The sequence below is a fragment of the Paraburkholderia sp. BR14374 genome, assembly GCF_040948685.1.
GTDB lineage: Bacteria > Pseudomonadota > Gammaproteobacteria > Burkholderiales > Burkholderiaceae > Paraburkholderia > Paraburkholderia youngii.
Window position 1 is genome coordinate 194,639 of sequence record NZ_JBFPKF010000010.1, and the last position, 22,564, is coordinate 217,202.

The following is a 22,564-nucleotide window of genomic DNA, read 5'->3' on the forward strand; positions in this document are numbered from 1 at the left end:
TCGCAGCCCCACTATCAGCCGCACAGGCAAGCGCTGGCGTCCTGCCGCACTGACGTCGCCGGCAACTTCCTGCGAACCCACTCCGAACAGGTCAAGGCGCTTCGCTCACTCGCTCATCGTGTGAGCGCCCCTAAAAAGACGGAGCCACCGCCGCTTTGATCGAAGCCAATGACACCTTCATTGTCAACACGGCATGCCGGTGGCGCAGATCGATTCTCCGATCCGTTAACTAACGGTATAACCACGTCAGCCAAGGCCTCACTAATTGATGCGGGGACTACTGATTAACGACTTCGCAATAAGCGGAACGCGACGCCTGGGTAGAAAAATGAAGTATAGAAATATTTCGAAAGAATGTCAGTGAATCGATAACGTCATTTTCAGCCTGTGGCCGCGCGAAAATCTTTGCACATGATGATAACAACTCAGTGCGACCTATCGTGCGCACCCGAAACCTTCACTTGCTAGCGCTTTACCGCCATTCTTGATCCGGACGTGCCTTTGGTCTATACCCCACCAAAGCGATGTTTCATTAAAGGTATCCAGCAAGCGGGAAAAGAGTCCCTCACGGCGGGACATTGAGAGCGTGTGACAACCCGCATTCCAGTGCTTAACCCTGAGCTAACTGCACGAGGTGAACTATGCCAGACATTTCCGTTATCAACGAATCTACGACTTATCCCAGTGCTGATGTACAGAGCATGCTGGCCGCCTTTACCCAACAATGGAACCAGGATCTCAAAGCGGTCTGGGGCGTAGATACCGCCACGTTCACCATGGTCCCTGCAGGTCAGGCACCAGCGCCCGGCACGTGGTGGCTGGTGTTTCTCGACGACAGCGACCAGGCGGGCGCGCTTGCCTATCACGACCTGACCAATGACGGATTCCCGATCTCAAAGGTGTTCGTCAGGAGCATACTCGCCTCCAAATCGAGCGTTAGCGTCGGCGCCACACACGAGCTTTGCGAAATGGCAGTCGATCCGTGGCTCAACAGCGCGTATCAAGATCCTCAAGGCGTGTTCTGGGCAGGCGAAGTCTGTGACCCGGTGGAAGACGACCAATATGGCTACTTGATCGGGACAGTCCTCGTGACCGATTTCGTCACGCCGAACTGGTTCGCGCATCAAAACGCGCAGACCGTCATGGACCTGAAAGGCCACGCGCGCACCGCCTTTGAGGTACTGAGCGGCGGATATGCACAAAAATTCGATCCCACCCAAGGGTGGCAGCAGGTCACCGGATCGAAAGCGAAACGCAGTGCGCGCAGTAAACCTGAACAAGGTTCTCGCCGTGAGAGACGCAGTCACAAAACGGAAAGATGGGAACGCAGCGACGTAAAGTGGACGAGGGCAAAGTGAGAATTGCCCCTGGCAAACGTCATTTGCAGTTGCGAGAAGCAACGATGACCTGCCAAATGCTGTAAGCGGCTCGCGCGGGCCGTTGTAGACGATGACTAAAAGAGACAGCAAAGTGGCGCCCGTCATTTCCGATCTGACGGGCACCACTCTGTCACAGTCTGAAGAGAAGAAGCTGAGCACCCGAAGGGGCCGCCCGAATTACCCAAGCGAGCTTCGAGAGCAACTGGCGGCAGCGGCCTGCGAGCTGGGCGCATCCGTCGCGAAGCTGGCTCGGGAGAACGGAATCAACGCAAATATGCTGTTCACATGGCGGCGGCAATATCTGGCCGAGCAACTGGTACATTAGCGTGTAAGTTTCGAAACATTATGGCGCCCGAACTTGTGATCCGCGTCCTGTCGGTTGAACTTCCACTCAATAGTTCGGCGTAGCGCGTTTCGTTCGGTTTGCCAGGCAGCAACTTCCTGCGTCAGATGTCGCCGGCTTGCAAGACGTCGCTTCAGGCATTGGCGCGAGAGGATGCCGATCTCGATCTCTGTCATGTTGTTGAGCCAACTCGCATGCCTGGAAGCGTACCCCACGCAGCAACTTACTGGCTGCGCGCTTTCCCAGCACATCATCGAAGCATTTTTCTGAAATGGATGTTGAGGTTGTCCAGCGCGAGGCGAACGCGGCGGGCAGCCGCATACGTGTCGGTGAGAAGTCCCTGGACGAAGCCGACGAAGTCAGTCTTGCCGCGGTGATCGGTCGCAGAGACGACGCACCGTTTCCCGCCTTTGGGTCGACGGCCGCGTACAGGTTCGTCTTGCCCCGGCAGATGTATTCATAGTCCTGCCTCTGCTCGGTGTGCCCGGCGTCATTGGCGACGGCGCGTGACTATGCGCAGTGAGTTGCAGACTCTTCTCGTCGATGCAGACCACTGGATCGTCGCAGCGCAGCGGGCCAGGCGTACAATTTAAGGCCGTTGTACATGCGACACCGGTACTCCTCGGTGAGCGTGCCGACGTACCACAGGGGCCGCCGCCACGATTTCACGTACGGCATGTTCGTGTCTCCTGATGCGTACAAAGAAGTCAAATGACTTATGCCGAGTTCATAGCGACATCGGATGAAGAACTTTCCGAACAGTTCAAGGCGGCCGGAATCGTGATGATGGGCCGGGGATGGCACGTTCTCGCGGTCAATCGCGGTGCGCTCGTCGACCAGCATTTTTCTCCGGTCGGCGATATATCGGCTATATATCTGCACGCCAACCACGTCACCAGCATTCTCGGCTGCCGTGGAGCGAGGTAAAGTTGTCATCCATTGAAAGGCGTAGATCAAGAGATAAATACTCCTCTCCCAGGCCTTACCCTGTTTAGCTGAAACAGTTTCAGCCCACCCTCACCACGTCGACGCGCATAAGCATGCATCCGATTTTTCGCTCATGTGGTTGCAGAACTGGTCTGCACCAGTCATCCATCGGGATCAAGGCGAGGGCCGGTGTCCTGGCTTTCGCCCGTCGCTCATGGGAGAGCCCCAGAAAACCATCGGTACCAGACCGGTGTCCACGGGAGTATTCACCAATGATCGGCTTGCTGCGTGAGCAGTGCCAGGCTCATTTCGGCTCATGGTCTGGGCATCCCAGCGATCGCTGATTTGGGGGGCGGCGGGAGCGCGTGGCCCAATCGCTAGCTTGGGTTCACGCCGACAACTTTACCAGGCTCACGGCCCCGCCGGATTTAACCAAAGCATTTGGTCACCTCAAAGGGTTTGCCGTCTCGCAACATGTAGAAAGCCGCGCGCGCGAGCTTGTGCGCGAGTGCCTTCATGGCGACCACGGGCATGCGTCGGGCTTTCTTGCGCTCATAGAAGCGTCTCGCTTGCGGACAGCTGCGCATGGCAACAGCAGCAGCCTCGATGAAGGCCCAGGAGAGATACTTGTTGCCGTTCTTGGCATTGCCTTCGCCTTTCTTCCTGCCGTTCGAGACGCGCCTGCTTTCAACGCACCGGCAGCAGGAGCTGAACTGGCCGACAGTGCGGAAACGGGAAATGGTGCCCGTCTCCAGCATGATGGTGGTCGCGAGTGTGACTCCGATGCCGGGTGCAGTTTTGAGGATTGCGAACTCGGGACGCAGTTTTACTTCGCGATGAAGTATCGACTCGATTACCCTGATCTGTGCTCGCAGAGTGCGCAAGACCGCGAGGTTTGCGGACAGGGCAGTCTCGATATGCGGCGGCAAACCGAGTGAGGTCACAGCGGCGCTATCGAGATGGCGGACCTGCTCTGCGTTGAGGTGCACATTCAACTGCCGGGCCAGGATGTTCTCGATACTGAGAGTGTTCAGCGTACTTTGCTGAACGAGTTGCATGCGCTTGCGGGCGAGATCACGCAGGCCTCGCTCCTCCGAAGGATAGATGTAACCTTCTGGCAGTAGTCCAAGGCGGAAGATATGCGCGAGAAACACGGCATCTCGTTCATCGCCGCCATACTTCAGGCCCTCGTACTGCTTGATGGCTGCGGTATTCGCGAGATGGACGGCAAAGCCTGCGGCCATCAGGCCATCGACAAGCCAGTACCAGTTATATGTCGATTCCACCACGACCCCTTGCAGGTCCTCGCGGAATAGCGCGAGGACTGCGATGATTGACGACAGGTCGTTGGCCAGTCGCTTGCAGTAAAGCACCCGGTCCTGATCGTCGATCACGGCGACTACGGCGTTATTCGAGTGCAGATCGATGCCGCTATACTTCATTTCAGCCTCCTGAACGGGTCGGTTGAGCTTGGCATCTCAACTGTAGACCCTGGCCGCCCCTTCCCTGGGCGGCCAGGAGGTCTTTCAATGATTATCACCAAAAACCCGGACGGTCAGTTGAAACTCCCCCGGTTGTGGTCGCGTAAAATCCCCCACCGGGTGAAGCAGGATGAGGTGGAGTTTTATTCCTCTTTCGTTTTCTGCGCAAGCGCCTCGGCGGCTTCCTTGAGCCGGTAGCTGCGACCGTTGAACTCGAGCTGATGGCAGTGATGCATGAGCCGATCGAGAATCGTCGTGCTCATCGTGTTGTCGCCCAGATACGCGCCCCAATCCTGTACTACGCGATTGGATGTGACGATGATGCTTCTTCGCAGTTTGTAGCGCTGATGGACCAGCGTCTGTAATAGCGCGCCGGCCTCGTCAGGAATCGAGCGCGCCAGGAACAGGTCGTCAAGCACGAGCAGGTCCGCCTCGAGTATCGCGCGCAGTCGCGTCTGTCGCTGCTCGGGCACACTGAGCGCGTAGCGGTTAAAGAAGTCGTCGGTTTCAAGATATTGGACCTTGTGGCCCTGAAGCACGGCCTGGTATGCGACTGCCTTGGCAACGTGCGACTTACCAGTGCCAGGTTTGCCGATGATCAGGCCGTTCTCGCCCGCGGCGATGAACTTCAGCGCGTTGAGTTGGAAGCAGGCCTGACGCGGGATTTTCGGATTGAACGACCAGTCGAACTCGGCCAGCGTGAGTTTTTCCTCGAGGCCCGACTGCTGGTAACGCCGCTCGATGAGCCGCGACTGACGCCGGTCGAGCTCGTCTTGCAGGATCATGGCAAAGATCTCCAGGAACGGCTGCTGGGTGCCCTGTGCCTGCAGCACGCGGGTCTCCAGTGTGTCGCGTACGCCGGACAGGCGCAGCATCCTGAGCGCCCGCTCGATATCGGGTAGCGTGGTGGTCATAGAGTTTCTCCTGTCGTGGGAGGTTGAGAGCCGGCGCTGTGCTGCGCGCCGACGTTGAAGAACTCGCCGTATTCGTTACCCGGGCGGATCAGGGGATGCTCCTGCGTGAGCGGCAAGGCCAGTTGCGGCGCCCGGTCGAGGCGCTCAAGTGCCTGTTCGAACAGCCGCTCGACGACGGCGCGTAGCTGCCGGTATCGATAGAGGTGATGACGCAGGGCGTGATCGCAGGCTTGCTCGACCAGCCAGGCGGGATACTTCTTCGCCAGCGCGACGATGCCCCACATGCCGCGGTGGCCAACGCGACCTTCGGCGTCGAACAGGTGCTGGCACAGCGCCTTCGTTTGTGGACCGATGTCGCCGGCGCTGGCTAACGCGACGCTCGTCTGTCGCGATGGATTGAATGGCCGCTCGCTTTCGGGAAGCTCGAGCGAGCCGGGCTCAGTGTGGCGTGGATGAGTGCGCAGCAGTTCCTGCGAGCGACGATCGCGGATCTCGATCGTGGTGTCGTAGATGCGCACACACACGAGAGAGCCGATGGGCGCCGGACGCGCCGCATAGTTGCTGCGCTCGACGCTCACGGTGGTATCGTCCTAGACGGTGCGCACAACCTCGGTAAAGTAACGGAAGCCCGTTGCTGGCAACGGTCGCAGGTGTGGCCTTTCCTCCTGGAACATTGCTTCGACCTGTCGGCGCGCGCGGCCATGGATCCGTTTCGCGGCCCAGTTCTCTTCCCAGTGCATCAGGAATTCGTTCTGGGCCTCGAGCGATTCGAAACGCCGGCCAGCGAGCGCAGTGTTCTGCGTGTGCTGGATTGCATTCTCAACGGTGCCCTTTCGATTCGGATCACGCACGCGGGCCGGGTCGGCGACGACGCCGTAGTGCTCGAGCATCGCGGCATAGAGCCGGTTGATCTCGGGCTCGTACAGGTCGGGCGTGATGACGCCCTCGCGGAGGTTGTCGAGCACGACGTAACTGACGCTGCCACCGAAGTACCGGAAGGCCTCTTCGTGGAGTTGCGCCCAGACCTGTTTGCTGGACTTCCAGACCACGCGCCTGAAGCTGCGTCGCGAATACCTCAACGTCATGACGAACAGGCGTGGCCGGCGGTAGCGGCCCGTCTTTGGATCTCGGGCCGGGGCGCCTTCGCCGTAGTCCACCTGCGCCTCTTCGCCAGCGGCGCATTCGAGACGGTCGAACTGTTCCGGATCAACGTGGCGCAGGGCTCGCACGAAACGTTTGACGCTCTCGTAACTGGCCGTGAAGCCATGCTGGTCGACGAGGTCCTGGTAGATCGCCTGGGCGTTGCGCTTCAGACGCACCTGCTGTTCGATCCACTCCCGATAGGGTTCGCTGGCCGAACGCGCGAAGTTGAAGGAACTGGACGGTACGCCGCCAGAAGCCGGTGGTCGCGGGAGTGGAGGAGTTTGCGGTGGGGGATTTTGCGCGACCACCGGGTCGCCGGAGCCGGTGGTCGCGGAGGTGGAGGAATTTGCGCCCGCGGCCCGCTGAGCCTCATGCAACGCCTGATACCGGCGAATCGTCTTGCGATCGATACCGGTCAGTTCGTGGATCCTGCGCTGGCTCACGCCGCGTTCGAGCAGCGTGAATATCGTGCTTTGCAGATGCTGCTTCAAAACGTTCACTCCCTGGTCTCCTTCTTCTTCGAAGGAGACAAAAATAAACGTCCTGCAGCACCGCTAAGGACCGCTCAGCCGACGGTCGTTACATGGGGGAATTTGAAGTGACCATACCTGGGGGAATTTGACCGACCGCCGGGGACCAAAAACGAAGTAAAGCCGTCAACGCCCGCTTTTTTGCGTATTTCGCACGACGGTTTCATAGCGAAGATCATTGGACGCTTTCGCTCCATCAAGCATCTCCCCTGCCCAGATGCTGCGAGCTACAGGTCGCGTTCAACCTTGCCAAGGCAAAAGCTGCCTGCCATGCGATTGTGGAAATGTCGCGCGATGGCAATTCGATACTCCTTGCGCATCGCTGGCTTCGATGTAAATGCTGGAGGAGATTGAGCCGCGTAAAGAAAGCCTCACTGCGCACAGCGATACGGCGAGCCCACAAGACTCGTGTTGAGGATGTAGGGTGTTTCCCGCCCGCACCTATGGCATTGCGTCTCGAGCTTTCGTCGGTGAGCGGGACAACGGTTTTCGCTGAACATCTGGTCCGTCACGCTGTGATGAGCGAGCAATATGCATTGCCTGAAATACCGGAAGACCGGGTGATGCCTTCCCCGCTGGCCGGCCTTGAGGAGTGAAGCGCGCAACACCTTGCCAGGCAGTTTCAGCATGCGCCTCAGATGCCCCACATCGACGGCATCGCGCATCGGCTCAACGCCTTCGTACGGGTCGATGTCCGCGCCCACCAGCCGCACCAGCACATGCCCAGGAAGTCCGTTCGCACGCGCGAACTTCCACAGGATCGATACGATCGACTCGCCAGGCAACAGCCACCTAGCATCGAGTATGAAGCCAAGTGCCGCGGTCAGTCGTCGCTCATCGAGATTGAGTATCGGGAAGCGCGGGGCAATGAACGCGGGCGCCTCCTTACGCGTGGACAAGCACACGACCGGTTGCATGGCGCGCTTGGACATAGCCGGAGTGCCGAACTGCGTGGGCCCACAACGAGGCGTCCGGACAATACACCGGAGCATCCCTGACCTGCTATCCTTGAGTACGATCTCGACAGCCCGCGCGAACGATTCCATAGGGATTTCGAGACGCCCAACCAGGGTCGCCCTGTGATGGGCGGCTTCGAAGGAATCCCACAGTACGACCGCATCGCTGATAAGTCGATATCCTGCCTCGAACGCCTATGGCAGGTAGAATCTCGTGAAGCTCCATTGCGTCCCCTCGGGATAGGCGGTCTGGTCGTAACCGTTCAGACACGTGGCAACATCTTCGGCATTGCGGATTCCTTGGAAAGCAAGTTCTTCGACCATCAAGCGCGCGACGATCTCCGTTTTGGCCCGCGATCTGCAGTGCGCTCTTCTGGGCGAGAAGTTCCTGTTGACCCACGAGGAAGGTGAACAGTTTGATTTGCAGGCCGACGAGGGCATCGTGCACATCCCTCAGCCATTCGTATTCGTTTTCGTTGTAGCGCTGGGCTTCATCGCAAAAGAGCAGAACCGTCCCACTGCCAACCCGCGCAGCTGTTTCGCGGATGCGAAGCGACAGCCGCATACGTTTAGCGGGGTTGGCGCCCGAATTTGGATCGTGACAGCCGACAGCTTCGAGCAGGTTTGAGAAGAATGGACCCTCTGCGTGCCTCGGCTTGTGCTCACACCGTGCTGGTCGCTTGACACCGGCCTGCTAATGGGTGTGGGTAATAGCAAGGCTGCTGCCACGCTTACGTTTCGCGATGGTCAATTGGGGTTGAACTTTGTTGCGTAGTCGATCGGCTCGATCTACCAGAGCAAGCACTGTTTGGGGGCGCACCGACTACCTCGACTCGATGGAAATTGCAGTTTTCGTACTCACATCGGGTTGTTGGCGCCTCCGGTGAGTTCCATCACGCATGGTTCGATGCTTCGGCCGAACCGGTGACATCGCGTCATGCACGTTTTTTGATGAGGTGGATGGAGGTGATCGTCACGCTCGACGATGGACGCGAATATCGCACGATCTGGTCGACAGCCATAGCGGCTTAGCGGACGACATACCCACGCTATATGCCACAAATCTATTCAAACATGTGCTTAGTTTAGAAAGGCTTTCAGTTTTGAGACACGTATCCCGGCTACACTCGGACGTCGTCCGTTAGATTATAGCTAGCGCCATCCCCTACTTGGGGACTTCCGCCAACGAGCTATTCGCTGCAAACGGCAAGCCCGCGCATCATGTTCATGCATCAGCTGAGGGTCCTCCGCTATTTCCCGCTTTCTCTAAATCAACATTTTCAACAAACTCCGGTGGATTATTTTGAGCTAGAGGCTCTCCTTGCATAGAGGTAAGTCCCATTTCATCGGACGCAGTACCCACTACTCTAAATGATCCATTTTTTTCGAAGACAACTAACATGGTCTATGCTCCATTTTTCAGCGTGACAAATGTATTTAGCAACGAAGTTGCCGCGTCAGACATCAGTTCAACCACGCTCGCATCCCCATCAAGATGCGGCGAATCTTTGTAGCCTAGCCGAACCATTGCCGCCGGCTCATAGATTTCAGGCAGCCCCGACGGCCGAATCGGTATGGTTATCAACACATCCTCACCAGCAACCAAATCAAACGGCCGCTCAGGATATGGCGGCTTTAGCATTGCTAGTTTTCCCCACCAGCACATGCGATAGATACTTTCTTCGTCGTGAATGTGTAACGTCTCAAGGGGGAGCTCGGTTTCATCCCCGGAAAACAAGTGGCCAGCACGAATCCACGTTGGGGGACTGGCTTCCGGTTCAGAGACATAAATGGTTGCCGAAGTGTACTTGCTTAATCTTCGAGGAAGAGCGTCACAAAATGCCTCTAGTAAGTCGCGCCCCTTTCGTTGCGCAATGTTTTTGAATGTTGAACAGGCTCGCCCCCCTCGTGGCAAGTGGGCAATAGGCCATGCAAGCCCATATCGCATTTCAGGAAACGGGGAGGGTACCGTCAGCACGAAGCTTCCTCTTCCCAACTCCACCGGTTTCAGTTTTGTCGCGGTACTGGTAGGTGCTTGTTGTTCGTGCGCATCAAGCGATTCTACAATTATCGAAATATCCTCTAACTGCGGAGCAATGTCTTTTGGTAACAACACAACTAGCATCAGTTCCTCAAGTGGTTGCGTGACGCGAGCCGAAACGAATTCCATTTTGTCCAGTCTGTGTTTTCCAATTGTCGCGTTGTCCCTCACTAGTCGCAGGTCATCGGTGGTCAATAATCCGCCAAGCTCCCAAAGCGTATCCACGGTAATGCTCCGTGCCATGTGCTCAGGACGCGGTAGCTCGAGTTCGAAGTAGTAGAGGTGATTCTGTCCGGCAGATATGTATTTCGCGTCAAATCTCTCTCTATCTCCATTGCTCCACTCGATTACTACGCCGTTACATGTTGGAGAGCCGGTACTATTAACTACCTCGTATCTAAACGTTCCTCCATCAAATGCGCACGGAGTACGCACTTCACGGACCCGGATATCACGACTCGACGAAAATTCAAATCTTTTTACTATTTTGCAGTTGGATCTTTCGTACGACGGGTGCGCCCGAAGCAGCCTTATTCGACGCACGTCGGCTTGAGAAAATAACTGACTTGGGTTGTTCGGGCTCGACCCCCACGTTTCGTTGTTGACGACATGCTGCCGTAGCCAGACACTAGCGTCATTCCGAAACTCCAACATATTGAAGGACGCGTTACTCTCGCAACATTTATTTGCGTCGATACAGCCTGTCGCGGATGCGGCAGCGACAATAGTTACGTCATTCCATTTGCAGCTTACCTTAGCAAAACGCGCCGCAAACGAACGATGTTCGTGCCCATGCAAAACAAGATTTATATTGTGTTTGGATAACCGCTCAAGCAATGCGGCGGCGTCTTTCATCATGCCATGCGTAGCTGCCTCGGTAGCGCCTTCTTTATGTAATTGTGCGATTGGCAAAAGTTGGTGATGCTGCAATACGATACATAAATCGATGTCCTTTTTCTTTTCTTTTTTTATTGTCTCCGCAGCATCATCGACTGCCTTCAACGACGGTCCAGCGTTGCCACGCTCTGAATCTGCTGCTTTTTCGCTCGTATCCAAGCCCAATATTGCAAGCTTCCACTCATTGTCGCCGCGACATAACTTCGGGCGAAGGATGGTTCCCGGGGGGATTAGGTTGCGTGCGAACGTTTCGTCAAATAAACCAACCCTCTGCCTCGCGTTTTGCGCGCCTCCCGGTGTCGACTTGTGCCAGTAATGGTCGGAATTGCCCGGGCAGACGTAATACTCGACACGAAGTTGGGAAAGTTGCTTCACCGCCTCATCGAAGTTAGCCGGCTCTGGTGAATCTACAATGTCTCCGGAAATTAGCAATAAGTCAGGTTCCACCTTCATTAGGTATTCACGAAGCTTTTGCCATACGGGACCTTGATTAGCCGCCCCGAAATGCAAGTCACTCAAATGAGCGACGCGGAAAGTCGCATCATTTTTTTTCGACGAGGACCTCGCACGGGCGCCATTGGGAAAAATTCGACCTGCAGAAGAAGGGCCGGATTTAATAGACTGGGCTTCTGCCTCAAACGGAGCGGGATTATCGGGGTCTCTTCGGAGAGCGTTGTACGTCAGGGTTCCTATTTCGTCCAGAGAGAGGTAGTCTCCATAGCGAATATGTCCCGCATACAGTGCCTTTAGTAAGGCATTGCCGAATCTCGTGTAATGTTCACCTTTTATTGCAATGGCCGGTGTATGTGGATCGGTCGCTGATAGCACTGCGCAACCTAGTTCTGGAATTTCCGATAAAAAAAGGCGTACGGCCTCGCCGCCGAAGCAGCAATCTACTAGCACAATAGTTCGGACGTGTGGATTAACGTCTACGAGCGCTTTTGCTAGCCTGCTAACGCTCATTGATGTATCGAATGGAGTTTCTTGCGAACTGCTCTTTATCGCAAAGGCAAAGTCTTTTGTTTGGTTGCTTGTGCCAACGACACCATGTCCAACGTAATGCACAATTACGTTGACAGCGTCACAGGAACTGGATTTTTTTTCGACTTCCTTAAGAAATATTCTTATCTTGTCTAATTGGGTATCCGCGACCTGCTCACTTCCGAAGAGGTCAAGCAATGCATGAAAGTTTTCTGGCCGCTCCTGAAGGTATGTTGCGAACGCTCGCGACGAGTTCGCGAACAGCGCTCCTGCGTTCAGGTTCGTGAAGCTAGGATAATCACCGGAACCAAGAAGTATCGCTGCGGTGAATATGCCCCTATGTTCCGACAACGTACTCACACCACTTACTCCTTGGTCGACTGAAGCAGCCCGAGTATCTTCTCAACGTCACCAGACTTAGCATTCTCAACAATAATTTCCCCATTTCCTTTTATTGTCACCTTTGCAGACTGATTTTTTTCTAGCCACGCTCTCACTCCTTTGCTTAGCTCAACAACCGCCTTCGTTCCCAATATTGCGACGAGGACTGTTCCGACAAGCTGGGTATTCTCTTCATCCGGCGCTTTTTGTCGAGTCACTTCCACACCTCGCACAGCGCGTTTTAGTTCCCTCGTGAGGTCGCCGGCCAGTGCGTCTGCTGTGTCTTTCGTGTCTGCCAAAACTTGTATCTCAAATGAGGCGGATTCGTCCATGGTTCTACTCCTTAGTTAAACGCATTAATACTAGCGAGCATTACCCCCAAGGGAGGCAATCACCGTGTGAATAACGCTCTTTCGAACTGACGGACATAGGACAGAATTCATTTAATGTCATAGGAAGTCGCTATGCAAGATGAATGCGCTCCCTGCGAGCCAAATTGAAGTGGTCAAATGTGCGCTCGATATTGAACCCTGACTACAAGCTTCCACACCTGACCGTAGGCCAATTGGAAGATGGCTCTGGCTACACGGCCCCACCATTACTAACTAATTACAATATCATGACGACTCTTGCTGGCAGTCAGTCGATAGACGAATTGACATGTTGTGTTTTTTATTGATGGCGCCCGTGTCAGAAGCGACGGCGCCAACCCCGAGAATCTGGCATCGCTCTAGTCATCGAAGACATTCTTCATAGCAAAGACGAGGGTTAAAAGAGTTGTACGGCGGTAATCAACCCGCAATTTCAGAAGTCCCTATAGACCAACTCGGTCTCTGCTTTGGGAGTTGCTGCCGTGTGGATGTTTGCTTGGGGCGCGAATTTGGGTACTGAACGAACCGAAATAGGGCCAGCTTCCGTAGGTAGATGTCACACTGTAGGTGCCGCTATACGCATGTGATAGTGGCCAGATCTATTGCGTCGGCGGTTGTGCGTAGGCGGGCGGCTGGGCTAGCTTGCGTGAAGCGGGGCAACGCTACCAGCGTGCCTGCAGAAGAAGGCACTCGTCGGTGGCTACTTCTGCGCTGCGCCTCTCTACTGCAATCACTTCATATGTTCATCCCTCAACGCGCTTTGCGGGTCTGCACTCACCTACGGGCTCCATATGCCGCGCAAAGCGTCAATGCGCACGTACGCCTTCCCTATACATTGCTTATTGAGAACCGGCTGTCTAACGGTTCGATTCCAAAACGCCGTCGTTTAGTGTTGGATTTAGACCAGCGTTCACAGCTGCGGAGAAACCGGCAGACCTGGCAACTAAAGGACGATTACTCCGCCTTACCCTCTTCGTTGGTCGGACGCTGACAACTGGCATGTGATTGATGCAGTCGCTCGCGTCGATCTTGATGTTCGCCGCCGTCGATTGCTGGGCTGGCAAAACGGGCGCCCATGGTGCTGGCTTTATCGGTCGGCCGGTGGGCGCTTCGTCGCCAGATGGGATCACGCACCACTGCAGGCGCTCGGCGCCACGCCCCGCGAGGCAATTGCTAGTCTGCGACGTTGCGCGATCGATTATCAGCGCATCTGTCACATAACCTTGCCGATTGCTCCGCAAGCGTTGAGCATCGAGCCCGAGCCGATAGCGACGCGATCAAGGACACACTACCGGTTTTCCGTGGGCGCTGCCCGTTCCGCCGAAGGCTTCTGGTCGCACGCGCGAATACTCGCTGAATCGGCCCGCAAATTCCATCGCGAAAGAGTATCCTGGCAACCCGCCGAAAAGGCGCAAGATGGCGGACAAAGGAAATCAGCGTGGTCGACCGTCTGAGAGCAGGTAGAACCAACTTTAGTTGAAATTTAGTACCAACTTTAGTTGTGTGAGCGGCGGTCAAGTTTTCCAGAGAAATACGCGACCCAACCACACTATTGAGATAATCTTTCTTATCATAATGCATCCGTTTCTACGTTAAACTCGACGGTATGACAATCCACCTCACCCGGCCCCCCGCCCCGGCCCCCGCTGATTTGACCGGTTTTCCCAACGCCGATGAACTCGCCGTGCTGCGCGCGTGGTATGCAGGACTGCCCGTGCGCGAGGCGGTCAAGCGCTATCAGCCCGCGTCACTGGACGACGGCAAATCTGCACGGGGCGTGCTCGGACGCATCCGGCGCCGGCTGCAGACCATCGCGCGCGCCGCACATCGTGACGACCTGGCCGCCCTCCTCGATCACCCCGCCGAAGATCGCACACGGCACGCGAAGGCAGTCGCGCACGCCATCGAATTGCTGCGCACCGCGCGTGCACCCGAACCGCAGATCACCGATGACGTCACTCAGTGGTTCCCAGCACGGGCCGTGAGCGCGCTGCATGCCCACGGCATCCGCACGCTTGCGGATCTGACCGTGCGCGTGCCGCGCCGGCGACAGTGGTGGAAAGCGGTCCCCGGCCTCGGAGTGGCCAGCGCCCGCGCGATCGAGCAGTTCTTCGCGGCATGGCCGGCCCTCACTGAAAAGGCACGGGCGCTCATCATCGCGAGCCGCCGCGCCGAGCTCGTGCCGTGGGAATCACTGCAGGTCCCGCAGGAAGTCGATGGCTCCCAGGGGACATTCCGTGCGCCGAAGGCCACCTGCGCGCTTGACGCCGACAACGACTACAAAGCGGTGCAGACCTGGCTCGCGTTACACGAATCACCCACCACGCAGCGCACCTACCGCAAGGAGGCCGAGCGCCTGATCCTGTGGGCAATCGTCGAGCGCGGCCGTGCGCTGTCTTCGCTCACGACGGAAGACGCGATCGCGTATCGCGCGTTCCTGCGTCACCCGTCGCCGCGCGGACGCTGGGTCGGACCGGTGCGGCCGCGCACCTCACCGGACTGGCGGCCCTTCAACGGCAGCCTGTCGGCCCGCTCGGTCGCGCATGCGCTGTCGATTCTGGGCGCCCTGTTCCGCTGGCTGATCGAGCAGCGTTACGTGCTCGCCAATCCGTTCGCTGGCGTGAAGGTACGCGAGGCCAGCGGCGTGAACGTGCTGGACACGTCACACGCGTTCAGCGAAGGTGAATGGGCACTCGTGCGCACGATCGCCGACGGACTCGAGTGGTCGTATGGCTGCTCAGCATCCGCCGCACAACGGCTACGCTTCCTGCTCGACTTCGGCTACGCAACGGGGCTGCGTGCGAGCGAACTGGTCGGCGCCACACTCGGACACGTCGAGACCGATGCCCGCGGCGATCACTGGTTACGCGTCACGGGCAAAGGCAAGAAGCTGGCACGCGTCGCGTTGCCGCCACTCGCGTGGGAGGCCCTCGCACACTATCTCGCCGAACGCGAACTGCCGGTCCTGCCCGTGCGCTGGCGGCCGGAAACGCCGGTCATCGGCAGCCTCGAGGCGGACAGCGTCGCGGCGATCAGCAGCGTGCGACTCTGGGGTGTGCTCAGGCGCTTCTTCCTGCTGGCTGCAAAGAGTATCGAAGCCGATCATCCGCCGCTTGCAGAGAAGCTGCGGCGCGCCAGTCCTCACTGGATGCGCCACACCCACGCCACCCATGCGCTCGGGCGCGGTGCGGAACTGACAACTGTACGGGACAATCTGCGGCACGCTTCCGTGTCGACGACGTCGATCTATCTGCACAGTGATGAGGTGAAGCGGGCGCGACAGATCGGGGAGGCTTTTGCTACAGACAGACGCCGGTAGTCAGGACGCAACCGGCGTTGAGCACCACGGGCTTGCACGCAGTCCGAAGCGGCGCGCCATGACCTGCATCCCGCCAACTTCGCCCGTACCCGAAATGCATAACCTGTGCAAAAATCAGAGTGACCTGATCAGAAGCACCGTCCTTGCCGTCTATGGAAACCGCTGAAACCGTCGAACTTGAACCGCAGGTGCTCGCCAGTCGCCTCGGCGTGGCATTTTCCCTCGTCCGCCAGAACCGCCCGGTCGAATGCATGATCACGATCACGGCGCTGGAAGCGTATTTCTGGCTCGAGCCACGTGCAGGCGACGAGCGCATCCTCAAAACGTTTCGCGATGGATACGGCCGCATCCGGGCGATAGCTGAACGGAAGTTGCTTGCCCATCCCGCTGCACGACTTGAGCTGACGCCGGCAGACTTCTCGCGCCGCTGAGCCCCCGGTTCTCTTGTGAGCTGGTTTTGGGGCGAAGCCCGAGTGCGATGGTAAATGACGCTGACGGTTAGTTGCGCTTTTATAGGGAAGTCATTAAACGGTCGCGACCGCACCGATATGCTTCGGATCGCCCATCAACCCGCCTCACCGACCGACGTACCAAAAGGAAACGACACCATGCGATTGCGACGCATCACCGCACGACGCTCTCCCGTACATGGCATGGGACTGTTCGCGCTACAGCCAATCGCTGCAGGCGAACGGGTCATCGAGTACAAGGGGGAATTGACCAGTTGGCGGCGCGCCGCCGCCCGCCAACGCTCCGAGGTCGGCCACACGTTCGTGTTCGGCCTGTCTGACGGACGAGTGATCGACGGCAGCCGGGGCGGCAACAGCGCCCGCTTTCTGAACCACGCCTGCGCCCCCAACTGCGAAGCCATCGAGACGGGCGACAGGGTATTCATTCACGCCCTCGCCCCTATCGCACCCGGTGACGAACTCTTCATCGACTACGGTCTGTCAGTCGACGGCGCGGTCACCGACGACATCCGGACCCAGTACACGTGTCATTGCGGCGCATCGCGATGCCGTCGAACCATGCTGGGCAGCAATGCTGCGTCGGCATAATCCTGCTGCAGCGCAGACAGTCCGATGCGCGATGTGTCCGGTGTCTCATACAGACACGGCGTACGCCGATATCTGAGCACGGCCTCCGGCCGGCACAGATGGGCGCCCGATTGCGACCGTTTGGCTCATTGCCGATCAGGGGGCGCACTCCCTCCGCCGTCACGTGCATGGTTCAGCGTGAGGGGCGGCTGTCCGGGGCGTTACGGTCTTTCCTCCCCGGGTCTGAAGGAGCAGAGTTCGGCCTTATGTGAAGCTTTACATAAGGCCGAGTTGCGCGCATAGCTTGTCAGTCAGGTCTTGGAGTAATGCAGCCAGTCCAGCGGCAGCTTTGGTTTCCAGCATGTCGTGACACCGGGCTTACGGGACAGCGTGCGCACGACAAGGATTAAGAACTTCGCAGGATGCCCTATACCGGTCCTGCCCAAGGTACCTCTGCATGCCTCCCGCATCGTCATGTACGCAGTCCGTAACGCAGGTGATCTAGGACGTGCATGACGCGCTGATGCTCACCCTGCGCCAGTAGCTCAAGCGCGCTGGATCGACCAATCCCGATCGTGCGGCTTACGAGCCACGGAGCGGCCTCGCCGAGGGCTGCACGGACCGTCCTTAAGGAACGGCAGCCACCAGCTAGATATCCGCGTCCTGGCAGTCGGCACGCAGCGCTTGCAGATTCTCGCGCGCATCGCTGAGCCGCGCCACCAGCTCCGCCGATGCGGGAGCGATCGGCATGCGCGTCTCGGCGCAAATCGGATGGTCGAGAGCGATCATCGCCTTGATCGCGGCCGGGTTTGGAGCGGAAAACAGGAGCCGTGTAATCGGGCTCACATGTGCGAACAGCGCGCGGGCATCTGTCTCGCGGTCGGCGTTCATCAGTGCGAGAACTTCGGTGAGCACGTCCGCGAAGACGTGAGCGCTCGCGAGGATGCCACCGGCGCCCCCCATGCTCAGGCAATCGACGAATGCTTCATCGTTGCCGCACAACAGGCTCACAGACAAGCTGCTGAGCTCGGTAAAGTGGCTTGCCACGCACTCCTTGATGGCGACGACGTTGTCGTGCTCGAGCAGGGCCGCGACCGTGTCGGGCGCAATCGTCACGCCCGTCCGATGGGGCACGTTGTACAGCACGATCGGGCGACTGGTTGCCCGCGCAATCTGATCGAAATGCCATCGCACGCCAGTCTGATCGGGGCCGACGTAAGACGGTGCCGACACGAGGTAGCCCGCGCAGTCCCAGCGGTCGTAGGTATCGATTTCGCGCAGCACTTCGCGCGTGTCCGGGGCGCCGGCGCCCACAAGCACCGGCAGCTTTTTGCCGACAACCCCGAAGAGCGCATCCAGCACCGAGGCACGCTCGGTCTGCGACAGCAAGGCGGCCTCGCCCGTCGTGCCAAGCGCGACGAAGCCGCTGATTTCCGTGCGCAGATACATATCGGCGAGGTATTGCAATGCATCGATGTCAACTCTGCCGCGGCGGAACGGCGTGACGATCGGCAACCAAACTCCCGAGTACATGATCAGCGTGCCCCCTCGTTGCCGACGTGGCGCGAAATGCGCCCGATCCTCGCTTCTGGCAGCGTCGCAATCAACGTGTGCAACGTGAAGTCGAGGTCGTCGGGCGCGATGTCGAGCTGCACGCTCACTTCGTTGCGAACCCGCTCGATCGAGGTCACGTAGACGCCGAGCGGCGAGTGCAGAAGTGCCTGCAGTTGCGTGGGCGACCTTTCATCCGACGCGCGCACGAAGGACACGGGCAGAAGCACACGCGAAGGAAACGGGATCACGTTATTACGTTTAACAGCCGCTACAGCGCGACGGGCGCCTGCATCGGGGATATTGAGCGACAGGGCGGGGGCCATGATATGCGTTTGGAAAGATCCGGTGGATTCGAGACGGTTTCAGCGTAAGAGATAACGAGTAAAGATCTCGAAAAAATCAGGCCATCGCGTGGAAAAAAGTGCGATAGCTTCGACATCGACAGGCGTCAATATCCGAACGTCGCCGACGCTTGCGACGCGGGAAGCGGCTCGACCTCGATTGAGCAAAGCGCGGCGGCAATGAGCAACCCCGTGTGCATTCATCAGTGCCTTCATGCCGCCTCCCTGGTCTGTCGGGCACTGACGATCAGCTACTGGCAACGCGCCATCTTCAGTACGCGAGACACTTGGCCCGGTGTGAACCCGCTGTTGCGCACATATGGCGCGCAGTCGAGGGGCGCGGTCAGGGATTCACTTACCGTGAACAGACCGACGAAGCGAAACGAGTCCACTTCGATCTTGATGAAGACCGGAATCGCATCCCGCTGAGCTGCGAGCGTCCGGCCAGCAGCACGCGCCGAAGCGCTGCCGTCGCAGATGATGACGTCCGGTGCCTGCGGATTCAGATCCGTGCGCAGGCAGGCAGCCACGATCCTTCCATTCTTCGCAGGAAGGAAGGCCTGCTTGCTGCCCCCACAAGCCGAGCGAATCGCTTCGCGGGTATATTCCTTGTTGAGATCAAACATGGCAAGACTCCATTTTTCATTTGCACTTCAAAACACATTACTTACTAACCAAAAATCAAGCGCAGTAGCTGACATCTACTGAATGTCCGGAGTGCCCCATTCCGGACGATGGCACTACGTTCATAACGTTCCGGATGCGGCGAGCCATTCACCGACGTCTTCAGGACCGGTCGATGCACCAAGCACGCGCAATACATCCCTGCCCTCGCTCGTAATCGAAAACTCCTGCCAGCCTGGTTCGCGCTCAATCCGTTGCGCGACTCCCGCATCGTGAAGTGCAGTCATGTCAAGATCCTCCACTTCCATTTCGACCTTGACCGGCGCATGGCCGAGCAGCATTAATGCCGCCATCTCGTGCGCGCTCAGACGCGGCGAACCTGACTCCAGATTCTCTGCACCTGAATTTTTCATATGCATTCCTTTTTAAATGGAGCCACGCCAGCCCGTTTACGGCAATCTCATGCGCTGCGATGACTACGGCTGAAGCTCGACGCAAGTCGGACACGCGGTTAGATTCCGCATGCTTGCGCCCGAAACCCGCGCTGAGTTCGAAGTGGCCGCACTTCGCCCGCGGAGAGTCGCAATACCGCTATCCACGTGGCGCAATAAGGTGCCTGGAAAGTAACTACGATGCGCACCGCTTGCCTGATTGCAAGACGGTGGCTCAAAGGAAAGAGACGCAGACGTCCTGCCTGTCAGGCAGCGAAACGACTCGGGGGACGGGAACTTCGGATGGTACTCATTTGACCGGCTTTATCTTTTAGATATTCGACTATTCTATTACGCATTGGCAGACCGGCAAGTAAAAAGATCGTAAAGGCCCGAAACTACTCTGTCGCGGCAATTCCGCCTTTCCATTCCGCATGCAACACGACGAGCCAGCGGCGCGGGCATTCCGGCCGGATCACGACCCGCCCTGCGTCGGGCTATCGCGACGGGGCTGACAAAGCCAGATTCGACCGCGTCCTCCCACGCGTGCTTCGCATCCGTCCGAATCCAGACAATCAGGCTGGCGCATGACACGACGCTGAACAGCGTCGTGAGGCCGAACGCGACGTCGGGGTAATTGCAATGCGCGAGAAAGGCAAACGCCGTAGTGGGGATCTGGTTGGCGAGCATAACCAGGACCGCGATCTTGACAAGTGCACGTCCGTGCGGCGAGCCTCGACCGCGAGGCACCATTCCGGCACGCGTGCCCTGCGGGTAGGAGTTCTCATGTCTTGCGCTCATTCCAGCATCTCTCTGCGAAAGAACCTACTGGGGGCACTGGTACGTGGAGATTCCTGCTCATCGCGAGCGATAGCGGGCGCGCGACATTCGGAAACACGGCCAGCCGGGCAGGCTCGGCCGGCTAAGGACGGCACTTTCGTATTCACAGCCAGGAAATCGGACGGTATCAACCAGACTGAAGCCCTGGCTGCGGTAGAAATCCAGCAGGACCGACGCGGTCATCGGCGCTTCCAGGGCCAATTGCATATATCCGTGCGCGGCGGCCCAGCGGTTGGCAAACGAAAGCAGCGCTCGGCCGATGCCCCGCCGCTGCCTCGACGGTTCGACACCATACCGATGTACCGTGGCGACATCTGGCCGCCGAAAGTGCCGACAGGCCGAAACCGGGTCCGCACCGCGCAGGGTTAGCGTTCCCGCGACGCGTCCCCTGCACACAGCGACAAAGCACGCTTCGTCCACGGTGTCCCGATGCACCCTACGCTCCCTTCGCTGGCAATGGCCCGGGAGGTTGCTCACCACATCAACCGATGCGGCTGCCCGGCGCAGCAGTTTCGTGATCTGCGAATTCAGGTCGAGTTCGGGATCAAACGGCCTGATGATCACCCGGCCAGTATCCAGTGAATCCTGCATGAGGCTGTCGTCAGTTGGTATCGAAACAGGCGTACACCGCATGGCGCTTCTGCCTCACCAGGAAAGAATGATCAGCGGCGCGAGCGATGCGACTAGGCGGCAAGGCCAATAACGGCCAAGCCCGACGCGACCGCGACACAGGCAACCAGCGCACCGGCGATACTGATCGCGCGCATGAATTGCAGACGCGAGCACCGGCGATAAAATCCCGTTCCAGAATCGTCCGGATTTCGACGACCGGTTCGACGTGTAAAGCGCACCAAAGTAGACATACGGTAGCCCTGTTGCAGCATTGCGACTTGCCTGCATTAGAGCTTACGACACTCAATCTAAAAATTGCGTAAAACGGATTCGGCGCTTCATAAACGTTCTGTTTCTGCCGACGCCGTTCCACCTGATTCACCGGGTAGACTCACAATGCGCCCGCCCACACTGAAGTCTTGCGTAGCAGGTGCGGATATCTGCTTCTCAAGCTGATCAATGTCCCGCTCAATCCCGTTGATGTCCCTCAACTTGTCCTGCAGGCCGGAGATCATGATTGCCGGCAGGGCGTCCTCGAATTCAGCCATGCGTACGCGGATCGCATTGAGTCCGGCGATGCAACCTGTTCGGAACGACACTCCGAACTCGCAGGGCGAGCCCGGCGCGGTTCCAAAGCCCGGGCGCGAACACCGGCCGGTATCGGTCTAATGGCTGATTGCTGCGCTCACCTGAGACGCACCGGCGGTCTGCCGCTGCTCGCGATTGGTCCTGGTTGAGCGCGGGTGAGGTCGGCTCGACCTTTCCTGGATGGCCCGCTACCTCAACGAGATTGGCAATATGATCAGCGGGATACCCTGCATATGCAGCCGGCGTTGGAGGCCAAGTGCGGTCTGGTTGTGCATCCATTCGCTGAAACGCCGGTTTGGCGGCAGGATCAGTTGATTGGCAAAGCAGACGCATCCCGGAAAGCTCGCCCCCGTGGCCAGAATCAGGCGCTCCAACTCCATGATGGTATCTGTACCATTGCCGATCGTCCGAGTGACAGCAAGGCCGGCTTTGGAGCAATAGCCCTCCAGCTGGTCCAGTGACGCGTCAAGCCGCTCCTGCCTGCGCCGGATGGCCTCTGGCGTGCCGAGCGCGTCCGCCTGCACCTTCACCACACCGACTAGCACGATGGCGCGAAACTGCTCCGGAAACAGCCGCTGAACCCACAAGAACGTGTGAACCGCCGGCCCCCAGTGTTCTGTAACAGGCAGGACCGCGACCTGGTGACCCGATATCGACTCTTGCGTGCAGGCGGAAACGAACTCGTGCGCGGGCAAGGCAAAGCTCGCGTCCATTTCGCGCCGCCGGTCCTCGACCCAATCGTATTGCCGCCGTATTACCATGCAGCCCGCGATCACCAGCAACGTCACGGACAGGGTCGCCCAGCCGCCCGAAGAAAACTTTTGTGTCAGGGTCACGAGAAGTATCGTCGCCGCGATCGCAAAGCCTGCGCCGG

Annotated in this window: 19 protein-coding genes and 3 pseudogenes; 6 read left to right on the forward strand and 16 right to left on the reverse strand. The window is 58.2% G+C overall.

Going from position 1 to position 22,564, the window contains the following annotated elements; all coding sequences use genetic code 11:
- The first annotated feature begins 641 nt into the window (after window positions 1-641).
- The 3 genes from AB3X86_RS23435 to AB3X86_RS23445 all read left to right on the forward strand — a co-directional run bounded on the left by AB3X86_RS23435 (window position 642) and on the right by AB3X86_RS23445 (window position 2,649).
- Window positions 642-1,358, forward strand: coding sequence for a hypothetical protein (locus tag AB3X86_RS23435; protein ID WP_368597852.1), 717 nt, complete (start codon window positions 642-644; stop codon window positions 1,356-1,358).
- Window positions 1,359-1,470: 112 nt separating this feature from the next.
- Window positions 1,471-1,704, forward strand: coding sequence for a transposase (locus tag AB3X86_RS23440; protein WP_368597853.1), 234 nt, complete (start codon window positions 1,471-1,473; stop codon window positions 1,702-1,704).
- A 729-nt stretch (window positions 1,705-2,433) separates the two neighbouring features.
- Window positions 2,434-2,649 (forward strand): hypothetical protein, encoded by a 216-nt coding sequence (locus tag AB3X86_RS23445; RefSeq protein WP_368597854.1) that lies wholly within the window; start codon window positions 2,434-2,436, stop codon window positions 2,647-2,649.
- Between the two features lie 428 nt (window positions 2,650-3,077).
- Here AB3X86_RS23445 and AB3X86_RS23450 read toward each other — a convergent pair whose 3' ends face one another.
- The 8 genes and pseudogenes from AB3X86_RS23450 to AB3X86_RS23485 all read right to left on the reverse strand — a co-directional run bounded on the left by AB3X86_RS23450 (window position 3,078) and on the right by AB3X86_RS23485 (window position 12,305).
- Window positions 3,078-4,091: an IS110 family transposase gene (locus AB3X86_RS23450; RefSeq protein WP_368597855.1), complete on the reverse strand. Its 1,014-nt coding sequence runs from the start codon at window positions 4,089-4,091 to the stop codon at window positions 3,078-3,080.
- A 182-nt stretch (window positions 4,092-4,273) separates the two neighbouring features.
- Window positions 4,274-5,044, reverse strand: a complete 771-nt coding sequence (gene istB, locus AB3X86_RS23455) for an IS21-like element helper ATPase IstB (RefSeq protein WP_368597856.1) — start codon at window positions 5,042-5,044, stop codon at window positions 4,274-4,276.
- Window positions 5,041-6,687 (reverse strand): annotated as a pseudogene (istA, locus tag AB3X86_RS23460) (IS21 family transposase). Before istA ends, istB begins: the two are co-directional and overlap by 4 nt.
- Window positions 6,688-7,088: 401 nt before the next feature.
- The gene (locus AB3X86_RS23465; RefSeq protein WP_368597857.1) at window positions 7,089-7,649 is read right to left on the reverse strand and encodes a hypothetical protein; all 561 of its coding nucleotides are present in this window, start codon (window positions 7,647-7,649) and stop codon (window positions 7,089-7,091) included.
- Window positions 7,603-8,346, reverse strand: a pseudogene (locus AB3X86_RS23470) (ATP-binding protein); the annotation flags it as partial. The pseudogene AB3X86_RS23470 and the gene AB3X86_RS23465, both read right to left, overlap by 47 nt.
- A 552-nt stretch (window positions 8,347-8,898) precedes the next feature.
- Window positions 8,899-9,075 (reverse strand): hypothetical protein, encoded by a 177-nt coding sequence (locus AB3X86_RS23475; protein ID WP_368597858.1) that lies wholly within the window; start codon window positions 9,073-9,075, stop codon window positions 8,899-8,901.
- Between the two features lie 3 nt (window positions 9,076-9,078).
- Window positions 9,079-11,952, reverse strand: a complete 2,874-nt coding sequence (locus tag AB3X86_RS23480; protein ID WP_368597859.1) for a metallophosphoesterase — start codon at window positions 11,950-11,952, stop codon at window positions 9,079-9,081.
- 5 nt (window positions 11,953-11,957) lie between these two features.
- Window positions 11,958-12,305, reverse strand: a complete 348-nt coding sequence (locus AB3X86_RS23485; RefSeq protein ID WP_368597860.1) for a hypothetical protein — start codon at window positions 12,303-12,305, stop codon at window positions 11,958-11,960.
- A 1,645-nt stretch (window positions 12,306-13,950) separates the two neighbouring features.
- Between AB3X86_RS23485 and AB3X86_RS23490 the strand changes: the two genes are divergently transcribed.
- From AB3X86_RS23490 to AB3X86_RS23500, 3 genes are all read left to right on the forward strand, one after another.
- Complete coding sequence (locus tag AB3X86_RS23490; protein ID WP_368597861.1) at window positions 13,951-15,663, forward strand: phage integrase family protein; 1,713 nt, start codon at window positions 13,951-13,953, stop codon at window positions 15,661-15,663.
- A gap of 152 nt (window positions 15,664-15,815) precedes the next feature.
- Window positions 15,816-16,094: a DUF1488 family protein gene (locus AB3X86_RS23495; protein ID WP_368597862.1), complete on the forward strand. Its 279-nt coding sequence runs from the start codon at window positions 15,816-15,818 to the stop codon at window positions 16,092-16,094.
- A 177-nt stretch (window positions 16,095-16,271) separates the two neighbouring features.
- The gene (locus AB3X86_RS23500; RefSeq protein ID WP_368597879.1) at window positions 16,272-16,721 is read left to right on the forward strand and encodes an SET domain-containing protein; all 450 of its coding nucleotides are present in this window, start codon (window positions 16,272-16,274) and stop codon (window positions 16,719-16,721) included.
- Between the two features lie 627 nt (window positions 16,722-17,348).
- On the opposite strand, the gene AB3X86_RS23505 is transcribed toward AB3X86_RS23500, so the two are convergent.
- The 8 genes and pseudogenes from AB3X86_RS23505 to AB3X86_RS23540 all read right to left on the reverse strand — a co-directional run.
- Window positions 17,349-18,233 (reverse strand): 4-hydroxy-tetrahydrodipicolinate synthase, encoded by an 885-nt coding sequence (locus AB3X86_RS23505; protein ID WP_368597863.1) that lies wholly within the window; start codon window positions 18,231-18,233, stop codon window positions 17,349-17,351.
- Between the two features lie 2 nt (window positions 18,234-18,235).
- Window positions 18,236-18,502 (reverse strand): hypothetical protein, encoded by a 267-nt coding sequence (locus tag AB3X86_RS23510; RefSeq protein ID WP_368597864.1) that lies wholly within the window; start codon window positions 18,500-18,502, stop codon window positions 18,236-18,238.
- Window positions 18,503-18,616: 114 nt separating this feature from the next.
- Window positions 18,617-18,811, reverse strand: a complete 195-nt coding sequence (locus tag AB3X86_RS23515; RefSeq protein ID WP_368597865.1) for a hypothetical protein — start codon at window positions 18,809-18,811, stop codon at window positions 18,617-18,619.
- A gap of 35 nt (window positions 18,812-18,846) precedes the next feature.
- The gene (locus AB3X86_RS23520) at window positions 18,847-19,221 is read right to left on the reverse strand and encodes a hypothetical protein (protein ID WP_368597866.1); all 375 of its coding nucleotides are present in this window, start codon (window positions 19,219-19,221) and stop codon (window positions 18,847-18,849) included.
- Window positions 19,222-19,341: 120 nt separating this feature from the next.
- Window positions 19,342-19,632 carry a hypothetical protein gene (locus AB3X86_RS23525; protein WP_368597867.1) on the reverse strand — a complete coding sequence of 97 codons (291 nt, stop codon included), beginning with the start codon at window positions 19,630-19,632 and terminating at the stop codon, window positions 19,342-19,344.
- Window positions 19,633-20,508: 876 nt separating this feature from the next.
- The gene (locus AB3X86_RS23530) at window positions 20,509-21,081 is read right to left on the reverse strand and encodes a GNAT family N-acetyltransferase (protein WP_368597868.1); all 573 of its coding nucleotides are present in this window, start codon (window positions 21,079-21,081) and stop codon (window positions 20,509-20,511) included.
- Window positions 21,082-21,440: 359 nt separating this feature from the next.
- Window positions 21,441-21,650: a hypothetical protein gene (locus AB3X86_RS23535; RefSeq protein WP_368597869.1), complete on the reverse strand. Its 210-nt coding sequence runs from the start codon at window positions 21,648-21,650 to the stop codon at window positions 21,441-21,443.
- Window positions 21,651-21,878: 228 nt separating this feature from the next.
- Window positions 21,879-22,564 (reverse strand): annotated as a pseudogene (locus AB3X86_RS23540) (hypothetical protein); the annotation flags it as partial.